At 72.5% G+C, this 17924-nt stretch carries 17 protein-coding genes; 11 read left to right on the top strand and 6 right to left on the bottom strand.

Annotation, left to right across the window (positions count from 1 at the left end; genetic code table 11):
* Positions 1–314 precede the first annotated feature (314 nt).
* On the top strand, positions 315–671 hold the full coding sequence (locus FREUN1FDRAFT_RS11650) for a WhiB family transcriptional regulator (RefSeq protein ID WP_006540234.1): 357 nt from the start codon (positions 315–317) through the stop codon (positions 669–671).
* A gap of 310 nt (positions 672–981) precedes the next feature.
* Here FREUN1FDRAFT_RS11650 and FREUN1FDRAFT_RS11655 read toward each other — a convergent pair whose 3' ends face one another.
* Together FREUN1FDRAFT_RS11655 and FREUN1FDRAFT_RS11660 are read right to left on the bottom strand one after the other, a co-directional pair.
* Positions 982–2199: an ArsA-related P-loop ATPase gene (locus FREUN1FDRAFT_RS11655; RefSeq protein WP_232295150.1), complete on the bottom strand. Its 1218-nt coding sequence runs from the start codon at positions 2197–2199 to the stop codon at positions 982–984.
* 245 nt (positions 2200–2444) lie between these two features.
* Positions 2445–3533: an ArsA-related P-loop ATPase gene (locus FREUN1FDRAFT_RS11660; RefSeq protein WP_006540236.1), complete on the bottom strand. Its 1089-nt coding sequence runs from the start codon at positions 3531–3533 to the stop codon at positions 2445–2447.
* Positions 3534–3595: 62 nt separating this feature from the next.
* Here FREUN1FDRAFT_RS11660 and FREUN1FDRAFT_RS45080 point away from each other — a divergent pair, with 62 nt between their 5' ends.
* The 5 genes from FREUN1FDRAFT_RS45080 to FREUN1FDRAFT_RS11680 all read left to right on the top strand — a co-directional run bounded on the left by FREUN1FDRAFT_RS45080 (position 3596) and on the right by FREUN1FDRAFT_RS11680 (position 10307).
* On the top strand, positions 3596–3757 hold the full coding sequence (locus tag FREUN1FDRAFT_RS45080; protein ID WP_006540237.1) for a DUF4177 domain-containing protein: 162 nt from the start codon (positions 3596–3598) through the stop codon (positions 3755–3757).
* Between the two features lie 12 nt (positions 3758–3769).
* Complete coding sequence (locus tag FREUN1FDRAFT_RS11665; protein WP_006540238.1) at positions 3770–4279, top strand: RidA family protein; 510 nt, start codon at positions 3770–3772, stop codon at positions 4277–4279.
* Positions 4280–4318: 39 nt separating this feature from the next.
* The gene (locus tag FREUN1FDRAFT_RS11670; protein ID WP_006540239.1) at positions 4319–5236 is read left to right on the top strand and encodes a hypothetical protein; all 918 of its coding nucleotides are present in this window, start codon (positions 4319–4321) and stop codon (positions 5234–5236) included.
* A complete protein-coding gene (locus FREUN1FDRAFT_RS11675; protein WP_006540240.1) occupies positions 5233–6012 on the top strand; it encodes an MBL fold metallo-hydrolase in 780 nt (259 codons plus the stop codon). The genes FREUN1FDRAFT_RS11670 and FREUN1FDRAFT_RS11675 overlap by 4 nt, the downstream gene beginning before the upstream one ends.
* A 491-nt stretch (positions 6013–6503) precedes the next feature.
* Positions 6504–10307 carry a tetratricopeptide repeat protein gene (locus tag FREUN1FDRAFT_RS11680; protein WP_006540241.1) on the top strand — a complete coding sequence of 1268 codons (3804 nt, stop codon included), beginning with the start codon at positions 6504–6506 and terminating at the stop codon, positions 10305–10307.
* Here the strand turns inward: FREUN1FDRAFT_RS11680 and FREUN1FDRAFT_RS11685 are convergent.
* Both FREUN1FDRAFT_RS11685 and FREUN1FDRAFT_RS11690 read right to left on the bottom strand, forming a co-directional pair.
* Positions 10254–10943 (bottom strand): Crp/Fnr family transcriptional regulator, encoded by a 690-nt coding sequence (locus FREUN1FDRAFT_RS11685; protein ID WP_018637435.1) that lies wholly within the window; start codon positions 10941–10943, stop codon positions 10254–10256. The two genes, FREUN1FDRAFT_RS11680 and FREUN1FDRAFT_RS11685, sit on opposite strands and share 54 nt — an antisense overlap.
* A 432-nt stretch (positions 10944–11375) precedes the next feature.
* On the bottom strand, positions 11376–11612 hold the full coding sequence (locus FREUN1FDRAFT_RS11690; RefSeq protein ID WP_035951342.1) for a hypothetical protein: 237 nt from the start codon (positions 11610–11612) through the stop codon (positions 11376–11378).
* Between the two features lie 118 nt (positions 11613–11730).
* Between FREUN1FDRAFT_RS11690 and nth the strand changes: the two genes are divergently transcribed.
* The 4 genes from nth to FREUN1FDRAFT_RS11710 are packed head-to-tail and all read left to right on the top strand — an operon-like array spanning position 11731 to position 14890.
* A complete protein-coding gene (gene nth, locus FREUN1FDRAFT_RS11695) occupies positions 11731–12456 on the top strand; it encodes an endonuclease III (protein WP_006540244.1) in 726 nt (241 codons plus the stop codon).
* Complete coding sequence (locus FREUN1FDRAFT_RS11700; protein ID WP_006540245.1) at positions 12453–13250, top strand: CoA pyrophosphatase; 798 nt, start codon at positions 12453–12455, stop codon at positions 13248–13250. The genes nth and FREUN1FDRAFT_RS11700 overlap by 4 nt, the downstream gene beginning before the upstream one ends.
* Positions 13247–13669: a cupredoxin domain-containing protein gene (locus FREUN1FDRAFT_RS11705; protein WP_006540246.1), complete on the top strand. Its 423-nt coding sequence runs from the start codon at positions 13247–13249 to the stop codon at positions 13667–13669. Before FREUN1FDRAFT_RS11700 ends, FREUN1FDRAFT_RS11705 begins: the two co-directional genes overlap by 4 nt.
* Positions 13670–13708: 39 nt before the next feature.
* Positions 13709–14890: a MarP family serine protease gene (locus FREUN1FDRAFT_RS11710; RefSeq protein ID WP_006540247.1), complete on the top strand. Its 1182-nt coding sequence runs from the start codon at positions 13709–13711 to the stop codon at positions 14888–14890.
* Here FREUN1FDRAFT_RS11710 and FREUN1FDRAFT_RS11715 read toward each other — a convergent pair.
* Both FREUN1FDRAFT_RS11715 and FREUN1FDRAFT_RS11720 read right to left on the bottom strand, forming a co-directional pair.
* Positions 14868–15848, bottom strand: a complete 981-nt coding sequence (locus tag FREUN1FDRAFT_RS11715; protein ID WP_006540248.1) for an alpha/beta fold hydrolase — start codon at positions 15846–15848, stop codon at positions 14868–14870. The genes FREUN1FDRAFT_RS11710 and FREUN1FDRAFT_RS11715 overlap by 23 nt on opposite strands.
* 125 nt (positions 15849–15973) lie before the next feature.
* Positions 15974–16495, bottom strand: coding sequence for a phage holin family protein (locus FREUN1FDRAFT_RS11720; RefSeq protein ID WP_006540249.1), 522 nt, complete (start codon positions 16493–16495; stop codon positions 15974–15976).
* A 203-nt stretch (positions 16496–16698) separates the two neighbouring features.
* On the opposite strand from FREUN1FDRAFT_RS11720, the gene FREUN1FDRAFT_RS11725 reads away from it, so the two are divergent.
* Positions 16699–17796 (top strand): hypothetical protein, encoded by a 1098-nt coding sequence (locus FREUN1FDRAFT_RS11725; RefSeq protein ID WP_006540250.1) that lies wholly within the window; start codon positions 16699–16701, stop codon positions 17794–17796.
* The last annotated feature ends 128 nt before the right edge of the window (positions 17797–17924 follow it).

Raw genomic sequence — 17924 nt, forward strand, 5'->3', positions numbered from 1 at the left:
GACCGAGGCGCTGATCCAGTACTGCGCTGTTCCAGCACTGTGTTGATCCAATACTGAGCCGGCTCAAGCGCCACCTCATCGAACTAAGACTACGACGCCACAGCAGAGTCACGGCGACGTCACAGAAGTGACACACAGTTGTCACAGACCGCACTACCGCGGCGATCGGGATCAATGGCCCGGACTAGTCATTTGGACAACCACCCGTGTGGGGTCTGTGCCGTGGCCACGCCACTCCGTACGGTTTCGGTTCAACGCCACGTCACCACCCGCACGGGCCCCCTGACCCGGACTCGAGAAGAAAGGCAGGTGGCATGACCAGAAGCCTGACCCCGACCGTCAGCCTGTCACGCCGTACCAGTACGACCCGGCTCGTCGGCTCCACCGCCGACGGCGACTGGACGGCTCACGCCGCCTGTCGCGACCTCGATCCGGACGAGCTGTTCGTCCAGGGGGCAGCCCAGAACCGGGTGAAGACCAGGTGCTTCGGGTGCGTTGTTCGCACCGAGTGCCTCGCGGACGCCCTCGACAACCAGGTCGAGTTCGGCGTCTGGGGCGGGATGACCGAACGGGAGCGCCGCGCTCTGCTGCGCCGCCGCCCGGACGTCACCTCCTGGCGGAAGCTTCTCGCGGATGCCCAGGCGGACCACCGGTCCGCGTCCGCAGGCTAGTTCAGGGCCCCACCCGGGGGTGTCCGACGACAGCGGGGTCGAACGGACACCACCACACTGAGCAACGACGGTAACTCACAGTTGTTTCCATCCGAGTCGTGTATAGCCCGGATGGGCGGTGAAATCTCCACCAGTGGCGCTGGTCCCCTCCAGGATCTCGGACCTCATGCTTCCGTGAGTAGCCCGAATGGGCGGAGGGCCCTTTTGGACCCGGGTTCACATCGCACCGGCGCGATTCCCGGGGCCGTAATCAGATCCAATGATCTTTTCCCATCTCACGGTCCACGCATCAGGGATGCCGTGAGTCCGCTCAGGTGCCCGCGGCGTCGCGACCGTCACCTGCCAGCGCACGGCCTATCTCCCGCAGCCCGGCAAGATCGTGGATGTCCTCGGAGAGTGCCTCGACCTCGACAAGCGCGGTGTCGGGATGCACGTTGGTGAAGCGTTCACGCAACCGGATCTCCCGCTCCGAGAGCCGAGCCCGATCGGCATGGATGCGCAGCACCGCCGCCGCCAACGGATGCTCGCCGTGGTCCGTCAACGTCTCGGCGCCGGCCAGCCCCCGTTCCACCGTCAGACCGGCCGTGTCACAGATGTGCATCCGATTGACGATGCAGCCGGCGAGTGGCATCCCGTCCGCGTCGAGCCGATCCACGAAGTAGGACGCCTCCCGCAGCGCCGCCGCCTCCGGCGCGGCCACCACCACGAACGAGGTCCCGGGCGCGGCCAGCAGGCGGAACGTCTCGTCCGCACGGGCGCGGAAGCCCCCGAACATCGTCTCCAGCGCGGCCACGAACTGGCTCACGTCCGCGAGGAGCTGGGCGCCGATCACCTTGGTGATGACCTTGGTGAACATGCCCAGGCCAGCACCGATGACCTTCGCGTACGCCCGGCCACCCGCCTTCGCGGGTGCCAGCAGCACCCGCAGCAGCCGGCCGTCGAGGAAATCGCCCAGGCGCCCCGGTGCGTCCAGAAAATCCAGCGCGGAACGCGTCGGCGGGGTGTCGACGACGATCAGATCCCAGGTTCCGCTGGCGTCGAGCTGGCCCAGCTTCTCCATCGCCATGTATTCCTGGGTGCCGGCGAAAGAGGACGACAGCGACTGGTAGAAGGGGTTCGCCAACAGCGCCTCGGCGCGCTCCGGTGTGCTGTGGGCGAGGACGATCTCGTCGAACGTCCTCTTCATGTCGAGCATCATCGCGTCCAGCCGGCCGCCCGCCGTACCGTCCACTCCGGCGACCTCGCGCGGGGTGTTGTCCAGCGCCGTGAGGCCGAGCGACTGGGCCAGGCGCCGTGCCGGGTCGATGGTCAGCACCACCACCTGCCGGCCGCGCTCGGCGGCGCGCAGCGCGAGTGCCGCGGCTGTCGTCGTCTTGCCCACGCCACCGGACCCGCAGCACACGATGATCCGCTCGGAGTCGAGCATCTCGTCGACATCCAGGCGTGGCACACCCGCGGGATGCGGCCGCGGGCGCGGCCGGCCCGAAGCCGCATACCGCGACCGCCGCGCGGCCGCCGACTTCGCCACGCCAGCGGGCTTCGCGGTACCAGCCGACTTCGCCGCACCAGCCGACTTCGCCGCACCAGCCGACCTCGCGGTACCAGCCGACCTCGCCGCACCAGCGGGCTTCGCAGTGCCAGCAGCGGGCTTCGCCCTACCGGCCGGCTTCGCGGTACCAGACGGCTCCGCCGCACCAGACGGCTTCGCCGCTCCAGTGGGCTTCGCACCACCGGCTGGCTTGGCCGCGCCTGCGGGATCGTCGTGCGTGGGGCTCACGGGCTCATCCGGTGCGCCCGCAGGATCTCGGCGATGCGGTGGACCGTGCCGACATCCACGCCGTCCGCGACCAGCGGCACCTCGCACACCGGCCGGCGCAGCTGCGCGATCTGGGCCCGCTGGGCCGACTCCAGCGCGACCCGCTCGGCATGCTGGGCGGCCTCCCAGGCCAGGTTCGCGAGCAGTTCCTCGGTCGGATCGATGCCGGCCTCCTTGACCCCGGTCGCGAGCGCCTCGTAGTCGAGCTGGCCGCGCCTGGCCAGCTCCAGCTCGGCGGGCGCGAGCAGCGGGGTACGCACCATGTTCACCACGACAGCCCCGACCGGGAGACCCACCTCACGCAGTTCGTGGATCCCGTCGACCGTCTCCTGGACGGGCATCTCCTCCAGCAGCGTGACCAGGTGGACCGCCGCCCGCTCCGGTGCCAACACCTTCATCACGGCCTCCGCCTGGGACCGGATCGGACCCATCTTGGCGAGCCCGACGACCTCGGCGGACACGTTCAGGAACCGCGCGATCCGGCCGGTCGGGGGTGCGTCGAGCACGACCGCGTCGTAGGCGAGCCCGCTGGGGCGGGTTCCGTCCGGCCGGTTCACGGCCTCCTTCACCTTGCCCGTGAGCAGCACGTCTCGGACCCCGGGGGCGATCGTCGTGGCGAAGTCCACCGCGCCGACCCGGCCGAGCGCCCGGCCGGCCCGGCGCAGGTTGTAGAACATCTCCAGGTATTCGAGAAGTGCCTCGTCCGCGTCGATGGCGAGGGCGAACACCTCGCCGCCGCCGGGCGCGCTCGCCACCTTCCGCTCCCGGTACGGCAGCGGCGGGGTGTCGAACAGCTGCGCGATCTGCTGGCGGCCTTCGACCTCGGCGAGCAGCACCCGCCGGCCGCCGGTGGCCAGTGCCACCGCGAGCGCGCCGGCGATCGTGGTCTTACCGGTGCCGCCCTTGCCGGTGACTATGTGCAGCCGGCGGTCCCAGAGAGCAACGGCTGTCTCCCGTGGCTTGTCGTCACCGGTCACGTGCTCGACCGTACCCGGGGCCGACAGATCCTGACCGGCGCACCGGCCGCGCATGCTCCCGGACGGCATGCCCGGCTGATCCGGTGCACCCACCCGGGTGCCGGCCCGGTGATGCTCTAGGGTCCATGGTCATGCAGACCAAGTGGGAGTACATGACCGCCCCGCTCCTGATCCACGCCACCAAGCAGATCCTCGACAACTTCGGCGCGGACGGCTGGGAGCTCGTCCAGGTCGTGCCCGGGCCCAACCCCGAGAGCCTGGTCGCGTACTTCAAGCGCCCCAAGGCCCAGTAAGGCGGCCCGGCGGTGAGTTCCTCGGCCCTTCCCCCAGACACGGCAGACGCCGCTGACGTCGCGAAGCCGTCCGAGCGGCTCGCCGAGCTCGGGCTGCTCCTGCCGGCCGTACCCAGCCCGGCCGGGGCGTACGTCCCGGCCGTCCGCGACGGTGATCTGGTCTGGACCGCCGGCCAGCTCCCCCTGGTGGGCGGCAAGCTCGCGGCGACCGGCCTGGTGGGTGACGAGATCAGCACCGAGCGGGCCGCCGAGCTGGCCCGGGTGTGCGCGCTGAACGCACTGGCCGCCGCGGCGGCCGCGGCGGGCGGCCTGGACTCACTGGTCCGGATCGTGAAGGTGGTCGGGTTCGTGGCGAGCGCGCCGGGTTTCGCCGACCAGCCGACCGTTGTGAACGGCGCCAGCGAGCTGCTGGGGGCGGTCTTCGGCGACGCCGGGCGGCACGCCCGGTCCGCCGTCGGGGTCGCGGCACTCCCGCTGTGGGCCCCGGTCGAGATCGAGCTGGTCGCCCGCGTCAGAGGCTGAGCCCGACATCAACACGCCCGGCGTGTCTACCATCAGGGAATGGTTGATCATCGGTCGGCCCTGATCGCCCGGTTCGGCGCCCCTCGCCGGGTGAGCTCCGAGGAGGCCGCCTCGTTGGCGCGGCTCGCCGCCGCACCTGCGGTCCCTCGGGACGCCGCGACGGTCATCCTGCTGCGTGACGCGCCGGCCGGCGGCGGAGTCGAGGCCTACATGATCCGCCGTACCGTCGCGATGTCGTTCGCCGGCGGGATGTACGCGTTCCCCGGCGGTCGCGTCGACCCCGCCGACAGCGACGAGATGCTCGCCTGGACCGGACCACCGGTCGACGTGGTCATGCCGGGCCTCGACCGGGATCCCGCCCGTGCCCGGGCGGTGGTTTGCGCCGCGGTCCGAGAGACCTTCGAGGAGTGCGGGGTGCTGCTCGCCGCCCCACCGGAGGCTGCCTCCGACGGGACGACGCCCGACGGGGCGGCCCCCGCCTCACCGGCCGGGGCCGGGACCGTGGCGATGTTCTCCGCCGATCGGCAGGCGATGGAGGACCGCCGGCTCACCCTCGCCGACCTGCTCACCCGCCGATCGCTGGCACTGCGCGCGGATCTGCTGGGCGCCTGGACCCGCTGGGTCGCCCCGGAGCTCGAGCCGCGCCGCTACGACACCCGGTTCTTCGTCGCGGCACTGCCACCCGGACAGCAGCCCGGCGTGGCCTCCTCCGAAGCGGACGGAGCGCTCTGGATCCGCCCCGCCCAGGCACTAGACCAGTTCTACGAAGGTGCCCTGGCGATGCTGCCGCCGACTGTCTTCACCCTGGCCGAGCTCGCCGAGTTCGACGACGTCGCGGGCGTTCTCGCGGCCGCGGCGGCCCGGGACCTCGCCCCGGTCATGCCGCGGATCTCCGTCGTCGACGGACTCTGGCGCCTGCTGTTCCCCCACCTCGACCGCGAAGCCGTCGACCGATGAGCGCGCCCCGCGAGGTCACCCGGCTGGCATCCGTCCAGCTCGCGCCGAACCCGGGGCCGATGACGCTGGAGGGCACGAACACCTGGATCCTGCGCGCTCCCGGCGAGCCGGGCTGCGTCGTGGTTGACCCGGGCCCCGACCACGACGAGCACCTCGCGCGGGTCGCCGCCGCCGGTCCGGTGCACGCGATCCTGCTGACGCACGGCCATAACGACCACAGTGCGGGAGCGGCGGCGCTGCACGCCCTGACCGGCGCGTGGGTCCGGGCCCTCGACCCGGCGCACCGCCTCGGCTCGGAAGGCCTGGGCGCCGGGGACGTCGTCGCCGCCGCAGGGGTGGAGCTGCGGGTGCTGGCAACACCCGGGCACACCGCCGACTCGCTGTCGTTCGTCCTGACCGGGGACGACCAGCACCCCGCGGTGCTCACCGGGGACACCATCCTCGGGCGTGGCAGCACGGTGGTCGCGCATCCCGACGGCCGCCTCGGCGACTACCTCGAAAGCCTGCGGTCGCTGCGCGAGCTCGGTGACATGACGGTGCTGCCGGGCCACGGTCCGGAGCTGCCGGCCGCCGGCCGGGCCGCGCAGGCCTACCTGGATCACCGGGCCGCCCGCCTCGACCAGGTCAGCGCGGCGCTGTCCGAGCTGGGCCGGCCGGCCGGCGAGGTCACGCCGTCGGACGTCGTGCGTCTCGTCTACGCCGACGTCGACCGGGCGCTCTGGCCCGCGGCCGAGCTGTCCGTCCGCGCGCAGCTCGAGTACCTGCGGTCGCGGTAGGCGCAGCACCCGCCACCCGACCACCCGGCCGCTCGGTCACCCGGCCGCTCGGCCGCTCGGCCGGGCGTGACGTCCACCACGGCCGCAACGGTCCGCGTGCCTCGCCGCGGCAGCCTGGCCGGGTGCTCGGTGCCGTCGGCGACCCGCTAACGGATTCCGGGTACCCCCGGATCGGGGGCAACGGAGTGACCTGCGCCACAATAGGGGTCAGCGGCAGCACTGTCCTGACTCTGGCAAAACCGCCCAGGTCAGCCATCCGACACAGCTTGATCCAGAAAGGGAGACGAAGGCCACTAAACTTTCCGGCGGAGGAGACCGCTCGTGCGCTTTGTAACCATCTGGCCCACTGGTAACGCCCACGGATCCGCGCACTCGCGGCCCGTCACTCTTCGCACACGTTCCGGCTACGGTCGCTGCCCGGCTTCCCACTCCAGTGGCCCGAGCGGCTCCAGCGGCCCGGCCTACACCCGGCGGAGAGGAACCGGTCCAGAATGGTGATCAGCTCCCCCATGCCCGGCCCCCTGGTCTGCCCCAGATGCGGCACACCGACAGTTCCCGGCGGGCGGTTCTGCTTCAACTGCGGCCTGCAGTTCACTCCGACGGACACGCCGCGCGCCGAGTCTGCGGAGCGGCGGGTGGTCACGGTGCTGTTCGGTGACCTCTCCGACTTCACCGCCTGGGCCGAGGACCGCGATCCCGAACGGGTCGGTGAGGTGACCGACCGCGTGCTAGCCGCACTCGCCCGAGACGTGGACGAGGTCGGCGGGCGGGTCGACAACCTCAGCGGAGACGGAATCATGGCCGTCTTCGGGGCCCCGACCGCGCACGAGGACGATCCCGAGCGCGCGGTGCGGGCAGCCGCCGCGATGCAGGAGACCGTCCGTCGCCTGATCATGGACGAAAGCGGCGACAGCGGCTCGCTCGCGCTTCGGGTCGGCATCAACACCGGCGAGGTGCTCGCCGGTGTCCAGGCCGCCCTGTCGTACACCGTCATCGGGGACACGGTGAACACCGCCGCGCGGCTTTCCGGCGCCGCGGCGGTCGGCACCGTCTACGCGGGTCGGGACACGGTCGCCGCCACCCGGCTGGTGGCGACCTGGCGCGACCTGCCGCCGCTGGTCCTCAAGGGCAAGCGCGAGCCGGTGCCTGCCTATGAGCTCGTCAGCCTGCGTCCGTCCAACATCGCCCGGCCGGGGCTCGCCGACGACGCGACCTTCATCGGCCGCGAGCGGGAGCTCGCGGAGCTGCGCGGATACTTCACCGGAGTGGTCGACACCGGCCGCCCGGATATCGTTGTGATCACGGGTGAGGCCGGGATCGGCAAGACCCGGCTCGCTCGCGAGCTCGCCGACGGTGCCGCCACGAGCCACGGCGCGGCGGTGCTGTGGGGCCGCACCGTCCGTCACGGCGATGTCCGTGACCTCGCGCCGCTGATCGATCTCATCCGCGGCCTCTGCGGCATCACCGACGGCGACAGCCTGGACCGGGTGGCCGACCGGGTCCGTCGCAAGGTCGCCAGCCTCACCCATCCGATCTTCGGGACGAAGCTTCCGTCCGGCATCGGTGACCGGCTGCTCGGCATGCTCGGCGTGCCGCCGGACCGCCGGCCCGGCACCGGCGGGGTGACGCCGCCAGGCGATCCGGCCGGGCGGGCGTCACAGGGCGAGGTGCTGCAGCGGTCCGTCGACGACGCGGTGGAGACGGTCGGCCTGCTCCTGAGCGCGGTGGCGGTCCAGGGGCCGGTGCTCGTGATCATCGATGACCTGGAATGGGCAACCAGCCGGCTGACGACCGCGCTGCGCCGGCTCACCAGCGCGCTCACCGGCCCGGTCATGCTCCTGCTGCTCGACCGGGAGAATCCCCGGTTCGCCGATCTGGCGACCGCCCACCGGCTCGCGCTGAGCCCTCTGCCGGAGGACGCCGCCCGCACGCTGCTCAAGGAATACCTGGGCGAGCCGGGCCTGTCCCGGGCCAACCAGGCCGGCCTGCTGGCCCGGGTGCACGGCAACCCGTTCTTCCTCACCGAGCTGCTCAACCTGCTGGTGGACCGCGGTCTCCTGCACCAGGTGCCCGACCCGGACGGGGACGGCCTGCGGTGGGTGCTCGAGGGCTCACTGGTCGAGACCGTGCTGCCGGCCGGAGTCCAGTCGGTGCTCGCCGCGCGGATCGACGACCTCGACCCCTCCGCCAAGGCCGCGCTGCGTGCGGCGGCCGTGCTCGGCCCCCGTTTCCCCGCCGAGGCACTGCCGGCGGTCGGTGAGCGGCCCGCGGCCGAGATGGAGCGGGCGCTGTCGGTCCTCACCGAACGCCAGCTCGTCCGGCCGCCGCGCCAGGGCGAGACGCTGTGGCGATTCGTCCATCCGATGGCCAGGGACGCGGCCTACTCGGGGCTGCCGAAGGTCGAACGTGCCCGGCGCCATGCCACCGCCGCCCGGTGGGGCGTCACCGCGATGATCGGCCCCTCCCGCGAGGTGTCGACCTTCGTCGCCGCGCACGCGCTACGGGCCTACGACCTCGCCGCGTCGATGGCGCTGCCGGCGGACGACCCGGCGTGGTCGGCACGCGAGGCCGGGTTCCACGCCCATGTTCGGCTCGCGCGTTCGGCGCTCGCCCGCGACGACCACCGCGCCGCCGCCGATCTGCTCGCCAACGCCCGCCGTCTCGGGCGCGGCGTCATCGACGGGGATGACGACATCAAGGTGCGGATCCTGCACGCCGAGGCGCTCGTCTGGCTGCGCCGCCTCGACGAGGCGGAGCGTGCGCTGCGTCCGGCACTGCGTCTCAACACCCCCAGCCTGCGGGCGTCGGCCTACGCCGTGCTCGGTGAGCTGCGGCAGAAGCAGGGGCGAGGCGAGGAGGCACGGCAGTCCCTCATCACGGCGCTGGACGCGGCGCACCGGGCCGGCGACGACCGGGCCGTGGCCGCCTCGCTGCGCCGGCTGGGGCTGCTGGAGTACTCGGCCGGCCGAATCCTGGCCGCCGAGGAGCGCTACCGCGAGGCCCTGACCCTCGCCCGCCGGGTCGACGATCCGCGCGGAGTCGGCTGGGCCCTGCAGCACCTCGCCTGGAGCGCCACCACCCGAGGGGACTACAGCCGGGCCGAACGCACCCTTCGCGAGGCCTCCGCGCTCTTCGAGCGGCTGGAGGACGCCGGGGGCCTCGGCTGGTGCTCGGGCACCGAGGCGCTCGTCCTGCTGCTGTCCGGTCAGCTCACGCGCACCCGCAAGGTCTCCCGGGTCCTCATCAACCTCGCGGAGTCGATGCGGGAGCGCTGGGGCCAGGCCATCTGCCTGACGATCGACGCGGTCGCCGCGGCCGAGCTCGGCGACATCGAGACGGCGGAGAGCGAGGCGGCCCGCGCGGCGGAGCTGTTCGCCGAGACGGGCGACACGTGGGGGCACACGCTCACCCTCATCGCCCGCGGCCTGGCCGCCCGCGGCGCCGGCGAGCCGCAGCGCGGGGCGGAGCTGCTGACCGAGGTCTGCGCGGACGCAGCCGCCACCGGCCATGTGCTCATCGGCGCGTTCGCCCAGGTCCTGCTGGGTCTGACGAGGCTGGACGCCGGCGAGGTGGACGCGGCGGAGGAAGCCGCCAAGAGCGCGCTGGCCGACCTGGACCGGCTGGAGCTGCGCCCGCACGCGCACCTCGGAGCGAAGGTGCTGGTGGCGCAGATCGCCCGCGCACGCGGGCGGCTGGACGAGGCGATCACCGGGCTGCGTGACGCACTCGCCGTCAGCGAGCCGGCGACCCTGATGTTCCCGCGCCGGCAGGCCTACGCCCACCTCGCGGGCACGCTGCTGGACGCGGGCGAGCCGGACGAGGCCCTGAGGGTGGCCCGGCGCGCGGTCAGCGTGGACGCGGAGGACGTCCGCGCGCAGGTGTTGGCCTATCGGGCACTCGGCACCGTGCTCGCCGCGCATGGCGACGTCGAGGGCAGCCGTGAGGCCTACCAGCAGGCGCTCGCCGCGGCGACCGCCACCGGCGCGGTCAGTGAGGCCCCGCAGACCCGGCGGCTGCTCGCCACGCTGCCACCACCGGAATCCGGCGACGCCGAATCGGGCGGCATCGGGCACGGCGATGACGGACCTGATGGCGGGCCCGGCGACGACAAGCCCGGCGACGACGAGTCCGACGTCGCCGCCGTCACGGCTGGGAGTGCGCCGCTCCCGGATCCGACGACCTCGGCGGATCCGGGAGACGGACGCGCGACGAACATGCCGGCTCCACTACCGGCGGTGAGTTCAGCGGGCTCGGCGGGCGAGCCGCTCACGGTCGAGCAGCACGACGGCGCGTGAGTCCAGCCGAAGCCACCCACGAGTGGCGAAATCGGCCAGAGCTTTGTTCACCGTCTCCCGCGAGGCACCGACCAGCTGTGCCAGTTCCTCCTGCGTGAGGCCGTGTTCGACGCGGACCCCAGCGGCCTCGTTGCCGGGCTGGGCCGGCTCACCGAAACGATCGGCCAGATCGAGCAGCGCCTTCGCGACGCGACCTGGCACATCGGTGAAGACCATGTCCGCCATCGTGTCGTTGGTCCGCCGCAGGCGACGGGCCAGCACACGCAGCAGCAGCGCCCCGGCTTCGGGCCGGGAGCGCAGCCACGGCCGCAGCGCGGTGTGATCCAGCGCGACGAGCGACGCGTCGGTCACGGCGGTCGCTGTAGCGGTGCGCGGTCCGGGATCGAACAGGGAGAGCTCACCGAAGAGGTCTCCCGGCCCCATCACGTACAGCAGGTTCTCCCGCCCGTCGGCGGACTGGCGTCCTATCTTGACCTTGCCGGAAAGAACCACGAAAACGCGGTCACCGACATCCCCTTCGCGAAACAGCACATCGCCACGGGTCACGTCCTGCCGGTCCAGGTGATCGGAAAGCGCCTGGCGGTCGGGCTCGGACAACCCGGCGAACAGCGGAACGCGGGCTAGCAGATCGTCCACGAGCTGAGCATGCCAGGGTGCGGGGCGTTGGGCACGGCCAGGGACCCCCATCGGCCTGGTCAGGTCACGCAGATGTACCCGAATACTCCGTTTCTGATACGCAAAGTGACCGTGAACGCACCACCAAAGTGGCGAGAGTCACAATCGGCCTAGCACGGTCGAATTCGGGGCCCGCACCCGCGCCAAGCGGCGCGATCGGGCCAGACGCGGCACAGGTCACATCGGCACAGTCCGGAACAAGTGCTGGACATCCGTGATCGACAGGGCCAGGAGCGGCCTGAACCCCCTTGACTCCGCCGGCAACCGACACCAGCCCCACCAACGGGGGGTTCGGGCGGACCGAGGGCTCGGGCAGGCCGAAGGGGCGGGCAGGCCGAAGGGGCGGGCAGGCCGAGGGTTCAGCAGAGCGGCGGGTTCGCCGGGGTGGCGGGCTCAGGCGGCCCGGTGCTTGCCAGGCGGAGTGCGGCGCAGCCGGCGCCGGTAACGCTCCAGTGCCGCGGGCATGCCCTGCTGGACGAAGGTCTCGACCTCGTCCGGGCGGGCACTGTCGAAGAACCCCTCGATGCCCTTGCCGACGTCGGCGGCGTTGAGGGGACGCTCGACCCGCTCCATCGCGAGCAGCAGCCCGAGCAGCAACAGGGGGACCGTAACCGCGGCAAATGCAATCATGGCCATCCCATGGTCCCCGATGACGCCGCCGGACACGCGTGCGGGGGGTCGACGCGCCCGCACGGGCCACGATCAGACACCGACCGGCGCGGGCGGCCCGGCAGATACTCTGCGAGGTATGGGTATCACCGTCGACGCGACTGCAGAGACGGCCCTGGCCCGCACCCGACGCGCGCGACGCATCGTGCGCGCGCTCGGTGAGCTCCACCCGGACGCGCGCATCGCGCTGCACTTCGGCAATCCGCTGGAGCTGCTGGTGGCGACGGTTCTGTCGGCCCAGTGCACGGACAAGAAGGTCAACGAGGTCACTCCCGCCGTCTTCGCCCGTTACCGCAGCGCCGCCGCCTACGCCGCGGCGGACCGCGACGAGCTGGAGGGCCTGCTGCGCCCCACCGGCTTCTTCCGGGCGAAGGCCAACTCGCTGATCGGCATCGGCGCCGCTCTCAACGAGCGGTTCGCCGGCGAGGTGCCGGGCCGGCTGGAGGATCTGGTGACGCTGCCAGGCGTGGGCCGCAAGACCGCGAACGTCGTCCTCGGGCATGCTTTCGGCGTCCCCGGGATCACGGTCGACACCCACGTCGGCCGGCTGTCCCGGCGTTTCGCGCTCACTTCCGAGACGGACCCGGTCCGAGTCGAGACCGACCTCGCGGCGCTGATCGAGCGACGGGACTGGACGATCGCCTCGGATCGGATGATCTTTCACGGCCGACGGATCTGCCATGCCCGGCGGCCCGCATGCGGGGCTTGCGCGATCGCCCGGATGTGCCCGTCCTTCGGCGCCGGCCCGACCGAGCCCCTGCAGGCCGCGCGGCTGGTGCGCGGCGACGCGGAGGCCGCCCGGTGAACGCCCCGGACCAGACCGGCCTCACGCCGGGCCCCACGCTCCGCCGCGCGCCGGCGACCGTGTCCGCCGCCGGTGGCACGCCGGTCCCCGGCTGGCTGGAAGGGCTGGTCGGTGCGGTCGGCGAGGGCATCCCGGTGCAGGTACGCCAGCCTGGTCAGAACCGGCCCGGCGGGCGGCAGGCCGCCGTCCTGATCCTGTTCGGAGAGGGCCCGGCCGGGCCGGACGTCCTGCTGCTGCAGCGGGCCGCCGACCTGCGCAACCATGCCGGGCAGCCCGCCTTCCCCGGCGGCAGCGCCGACGAGACGGATGTGTCGCGGGCCGCGACGGCGCTGCGCGAGGCGGAGGAGGAGGTCGGGCTCGACCCGTCCGGTGTCGAGATCCTCGCCACGGTCAGCCCGCTCTACCTGGCCGCGAGCCACTTCCATGTGACGCCCGTGCTGGCCTGGTGGCACACCCCGAGCGCGGTGGTGGCCGTGGACCCGGCGGAAACCTCGTCCGTCGCCCGCGTCCCCGTGGCCGAGCTCGCCGACCCGGGCAACCGGATCCTGCTGCGCCATCCGGCCGGTTTCGGCAGTCCGGCGTTCCGGGTCCGTGGCATGACGGTCTGGGGATTCACCGCCGGCATTCTCGACGCACTACTGCGGGCCGGTGGGTGGGAACGCCCCTGGGACACCGCGACCCCCGTCGACGTACCGGAGATCACCGCGGCGATCTCGAAGGCGATGGCACTCCCCCGAGCGGTGGTAGAGCCCCGCATCTCCCCTGACGAAGCGGGCGGTACGGTCGGAGGATGACCTCAAGATCCACCCGGAACGGGTTGGTCGCACTGGTCGCGGCCGTGACGCTGCTCACCGCCCTGACCGGCTGCGGCGGCGGAGGCGACGACATGGCGCACGGCGGGCCGTCCGCCACCGCGACCCTGACGGCCACGGTCAGCGACGGCGTCCAGGTCTTCGATGTCGTCGGCCAGGTGAACCAGACCTTCTCGGCCGGTGAGCTCGTCGCCCACCCGGGAACGATCCGGGTCAACTTCTCGGTGCCGAACGGCTCGGCTCCGCACAACTTCGTCATCGACACGCTCCCCGGCGCGACCACCAGGATCGTCGCGGCCGGCCAATCCCAGTCGATCACCTTCACCGCGTCCAAGCCCGGTCGATATCCGGTGGTCTGTACCCTGCATAAGGGAATGACCGCCACACTTGTGATCCTCTGAACCCGACGGTGATCTTCTGAACCTCGACGCGGGCCCCTGGTGAACCTTCTCGACCTCGTTCTGATCGCGCTGACCGTGATGTTCGCGATCTCCGGATATCGCCAGGGATTCGCGGTCGGCGCGCTGTCGTTCATCGGCTTCCTCGGCGGCGGTTTTCTCGGTGCCAAGATCGCCAGCCCGTTCGCCGAGCTCATCGGCCGTGCGGACGACGGCGCGCTGGTCGGTCTCATCGTGGTGGTGGGGCTGGCCCTGACCGGGCAGATCATCGGGACGGCGCTCGGGACGGTCGTGCGCGGCCGGCTGACCTGGCGGGCCGGTCAGCGGGTCGACGCCGTCGCCGGTGCCGCCCTGTCCGGAGTGTCCGTCCTGCTCGTCGGCTGGCTGCTCGCGACCACGGTGGACCGCTCGCCGTTCCAGACCCTCGCCCGGGCCGCGCGCGGCTCGGAGATCCTCGGCGCCGTCGACGCCCAGATGCCCGACGACGTCCGCCACACCTTCTCCGACCTGCGCCAGCTCATGGACGACCAGGGCTTCCCCGAGGTCTTCGCCGGCCTGAACGGAGAACGCATCGTCGCCACCGACCCGCCGGACGCGGCCGTCGTGAACGCCACCGAGGTCCAGAACGCGGCGTCGAGCATCCTGAAGATCCGCGGCCAGGCGCCGTCCTGTGGGAAGCAGGTCGAAGGCACCGGATTCGTCTTCACGCCCCAGCACGTCATGACGAACGCGCACGTCGTGGCGGGTGTGAGCGAGGTCGTCGTCGAGGTCGGCGCCCAGTCGCTGCCGGCCGAGGTGGTGGAGTTCGACCCCGATCGGGACGTCGCCGTGCTGTACGTGCCGGACCTGCGTCGTGCGCCCCTACGGTTCCAGGCCTCGCCACCGGGTGAGGCCGGCGACCCGGTGGTCGTCGCCGGTTATCCCCAGGACGGGCCGTACACCACCGAGCCCGCGCGCATCCGCAACGAGCAGACCGCCAGCGCGCCGGACATCTACTCACGTGGCACGGTCCGACGCGAGATCTTCGCGATCCGCGGCCAGGTGCTGCCGGGCAACTCCGGCGGGCCGCTGCTCTCCGACACCGGCGCTGTCCTCGGAGTGGTCTTCGCCGCCGCGACGGACGACGACGACACCGGTTACGTGCTCACCGCGCAGGAGGTGAGCGTCCCGGCCCAGCGCGGCGCCCAGGCCACCGCCCCGGTCAGCACGCAGGGCTGCGACTGATCCCGCCGTTTCCGCCGTTCCCGCCGTCGGCGTTCCCGCCGTCGGTCTCCGCGAGCCAGGCGACCAGGTCACGGGTGACGGTGTCCGGGTCCTCCTCGTGCGGGAAGTGCCCGAGGCCGTCATACAGCCGCCATGTGTACGACGCGGCCACGTGCCGTTCCGACCCGGCCGCGGTCGACGGCAGGAAGCACCGGTCGAGGCTGCCGTGCAGCTGCAGGGTGGGCACCCGCACCGGCGTCCGCAGCAGCTCGACGAAGCGCGCTCCGTCCGGCCGCAGCTGGGACCGCACCACCCAGCGGTGATACTCCAGCGAGCTGTGGGCCACGCCGGGGATCCGCATCGCGCCGCGATAGCGTGCCTCAGCCTCCGGTGTCGGGTAGCCCGGGCCTCCCCAGCCACGTAGGAGCTCGGCGACGTAGGCCGCTCCCTCCGCGACCAGGCGGCGTTCCGGCACCCACGGCAGCTGGAAGGCGGCCAGGTACCGGCTGGCCAGCCCCTGGCCCCGCACATCGGCGACGATCCGGCGCCGGACCCGTAGCGGATGCGGCATGCTGATCACCGCCAGCCCCCGCACCACCCGCGGCCGGCGGACCGCCGTCACCCAGCCGAGCAGACCACCCCAGTCATGGCCGACGATCACCGCGTCGCGCTCACCGAGTGCCCGCACCAGCCCGGCGACGTCATCGGCCAGCGTGAACGCGTCATAGCCCCGCGGCGGTTTGTCGCTCGCTCCGTACCCACGAAGATCGGCGGCGACCACCCGGTAGCCGGCCGCGGGCAGATCCCGCAGCTGGCTGCGCCACGTCCACCAGAACTGCGGGAAACCGTGGAGAAGGAGGACCAGTGGACCCTCGCCCGCCTCGGCCACATGCAGCCGGGTTCCGTTGGTCGAGACGTCCCGGTGGCGCCACGGCCCGTCAACGAGCACGGCCGCGGGCTCAGAGATGGCATCCTCCATCATCTCCAAGGATGGCAGACCCGCTGCTTCTGCCGACGGGTGGTCGGTGCACCGGGCCCTCCCGGCTTCCGCCGCCGCGCTCAGCCTGTTCGGCTGTCGCCGCGCCCGGCTGTCGCCGCGCCCGGCTACTCCGCTGCCGCCGGTCCCGCCACGGCCGGTCCCGCCACCGCGCTGCCTGGCCCCGCCGGGGCGCTTCCCACCTCGGCCGTGCCCTGGCCCGTTCGGGCGGCCCCCGACCCGCCGGTTGGCCGGCGCAGCCAGGCGATGTCATCGCGCACCGTCTGGATGGTCCGTTCGGGGGGTGAAAGCTTCTTGAAGCGGGTAAGCGCGAAAACCACCAGCAGCCCGGCCAGGGCCAGATAAAGCACGGCCGTCAGCAGGTAAGCCCAGAACCGCTCCATCCCCGCCCAGGTGAACAGCTCACCGAGGAAGATCGTCCCGGCGATCAGCGCGCCGAACCCCAGGCCGGCCGCCACCACCAGGAACCCGGCACCCAGACCCGCGGACACCGCCTGCCTGGCGAGCTCGGCCTTCGCGAGCTCGATCTCCTGGCGGATCAGCAGCGACATGTCCCGGGTCGCCAGTGCGACCAGCTCCCCCAGCGTCGGCTCCCGCCCCGCTCGTGAGCTGTCGGTCCTTGTCGGCACGCCGGCTCCTCCCTCTCAAAGCCGGCCCGTGACCCCGCCGATCGGGTCCGGTGCCGGCGCGCTTGCGGGGGCACGCGGCGGCGCTGCGTGGCCGCCCCGTCCGGATCCCCTGTGAGCAGTGTGGCCCGCGGCGGCGGAACACGTGGGGCGACGGGCCCGATCGAACGGTGTGATCCGAGGGACGATTCGCTCTTCCAGCGGTCATGACGAAGTCGGGAGCCGTCCTCGGCACACCCGGGCGAGGTAGCGTCTGCCGGGTGACAGCACCTTCGTCGGCATCAGTCGTCGGCAGCGACCCGCTCGGCAGTGTTGCGGCGATCCCCGGTGTCGACGAGGCCGCCACGGCCGCGCGCGCGGGCGTGGACGCACTGCTGCGGCACCGCATCCTGCGCCGCCGCAGCGCCGAGGTGACCGCCGAGGCCTCGCTGCGCGCCGCCCGAGCGTCCGCCGCTCTGGAAGGGCACGACGTCCCGCTCGACGTGCTCAGAACCCACCTCGGCGACCATGAGCTCACCCTCGATGCCGATGCCGATGCCGGTGCCGCCGCCCCGGCCGGGCTCGCCGACGGGCACGTCAGCGGACCGGCCGACGTCACCGACAGCCGGTCGCTGGCCGTGACGCTGGGAGCCGTCCGGCTCTACGCGGAGCTGGGCACGCTGTCATCCGCGTGGGAGCGCGCACCGCGGCAGGCCTTGGCGCGCATGCACGTCCTCGCCGGTCGAGGCCTGCTCCCGGACGAGGCGCTGGGCCGGCCACGGGTCGACGTTCAGGGGCCGGGAGCCGCCGTCGGAACGGCGGGGCTGGCCGGGCCGTGGGGCGAGCCGACGGTGTCCGCCATGGAGATGTCGGTGCGGCTCGACGGGCTCACCGCCGTGCTGACCGCCCCGACCCGCGCTCCCGCGATCGTGGTCGCCGCGATCATCCATGGGGAGCTGCTCGCGATCCGGCCGTTCGGCGTGCTCGACGGCATCATCGCCCGCGCCGCCGCCCGGCTCGTCCTGATCAGCCGAGGCCTCGACCCGAAGGCCCTGGTCGCGACAGACGTGGGCCACCTCGAGCTGGCCCACGGCAGCGCGGCAGCGGCCCTGGGCGGAGCCGGAGCCCCGTCCACGCCGTCCGCTGCCGGTGCGGGCACCGGCACCGGTACCGCCGATCCCGAGGAGACCTACAGCGCCGCACTTGCCGCGTACGTCGCGGGCGGGGCGGACGGGGTGGGTGCCTGGGTGCGGCACTGCGCCCGCGCGGTCGGGCTGGCGGCCCGGGAATCACTCGCGGTGTGCGAGGCGCTCTCCCGCGCCTGAGAGCCTCAACTCTTCGAGCTACGGCTTCCAGGCAAGATCTGAGGACTGTGGTCGCCAGGACGACGAAGATCCTCAGATCTTCCGGGCCGAGGCTTCGAGTTTCCGCGACTGCCGTCGTCGTTGTCACC

The sequence above is a fragment of the Parafrankia sp. EUN1f genome, from assembly GCF_000177675.1.
Lineage (GTDB): Bacteria > Actinomycetota > Actinomycetes > Frankiales > Frankiaceae > Parafrankia.

Coding starts and splice junctions, on each gene's coding strand:
- FREUN1FDRAFT_RS11650 (WP_006540234.1), top strand. CDS start 315: ATGACCAGAAGCCTGACCCCGACCGTCAGCCTGTCACGCCGTACCAGT.
- FREUN1FDRAFT_RS11660 (WP_006540236.1), bottom strand. CDS start 3,533: ATGCCGTCCGGGAGCATGCGCGGCCGGTGCGCCGGTCAGGATCTGTCG.
- FREUN1FDRAFT_RS45080 (WP_006540237.1), top strand. CDS start 3,596: ATGCAGACCAAGTGGGAGTACATGACCGCCCCGCTCCTGATCCACGCC.
- FREUN1FDRAFT_RS11670 (WP_006540239.1), top strand. CDS start 4,319: ATGGTTGATCATCGGTCGGCCCTGATCGCCCGGTTCGGCGCCCCTCGC.
- FREUN1FDRAFT_RS11675 (WP_006540240.1), top strand. CDS start 5,233: ATGAGCGCGCCCCGCGAGGTCACCCGGCTGGCATCCGTCCAGCTCGCG.
- FREUN1FDRAFT_RS11680 (WP_006540241.1), top strand. CDS start 6,504: ATGGTGATCAGCTCCCCCATGCCCGGCCCCCTGGTCTGCCCCAGATGC.
- FREUN1FDRAFT_RS11690 (WP_035951342.1), bottom strand. CDS start 11,612: ATGATTGCATTTGCCGCGGTTACGGTCCCCCTGTTGCTGCTCGGGCTG.
- nth (WP_006540244.1), top strand. CDS start 11,731: ATGGGTATCACCGTCGACGCGACTGCAGAGACGGCCCTGGCCCGCACC.
- FREUN1FDRAFT_RS11705 (WP_006540246.1), top strand. CDS start 13,247: ATGACCTCAAGATCCACCCGGAACGGGTTGGTCGCACTGGTCGCGGCC.
- FREUN1FDRAFT_RS11715 (WP_006540248.1), bottom strand. CDS start 15,848: ATGGAGGATGCCATCTCTGAGCCCGCGGCCGTGCTCGTTGACGGGCCG.
- FREUN1FDRAFT_RS11725 (WP_006540250.1), top strand. CDS start 16,699: ATGACGAAGTCGGGAGCCGTCCTCGGCACACCCGGGCGAGGTAGCGTC.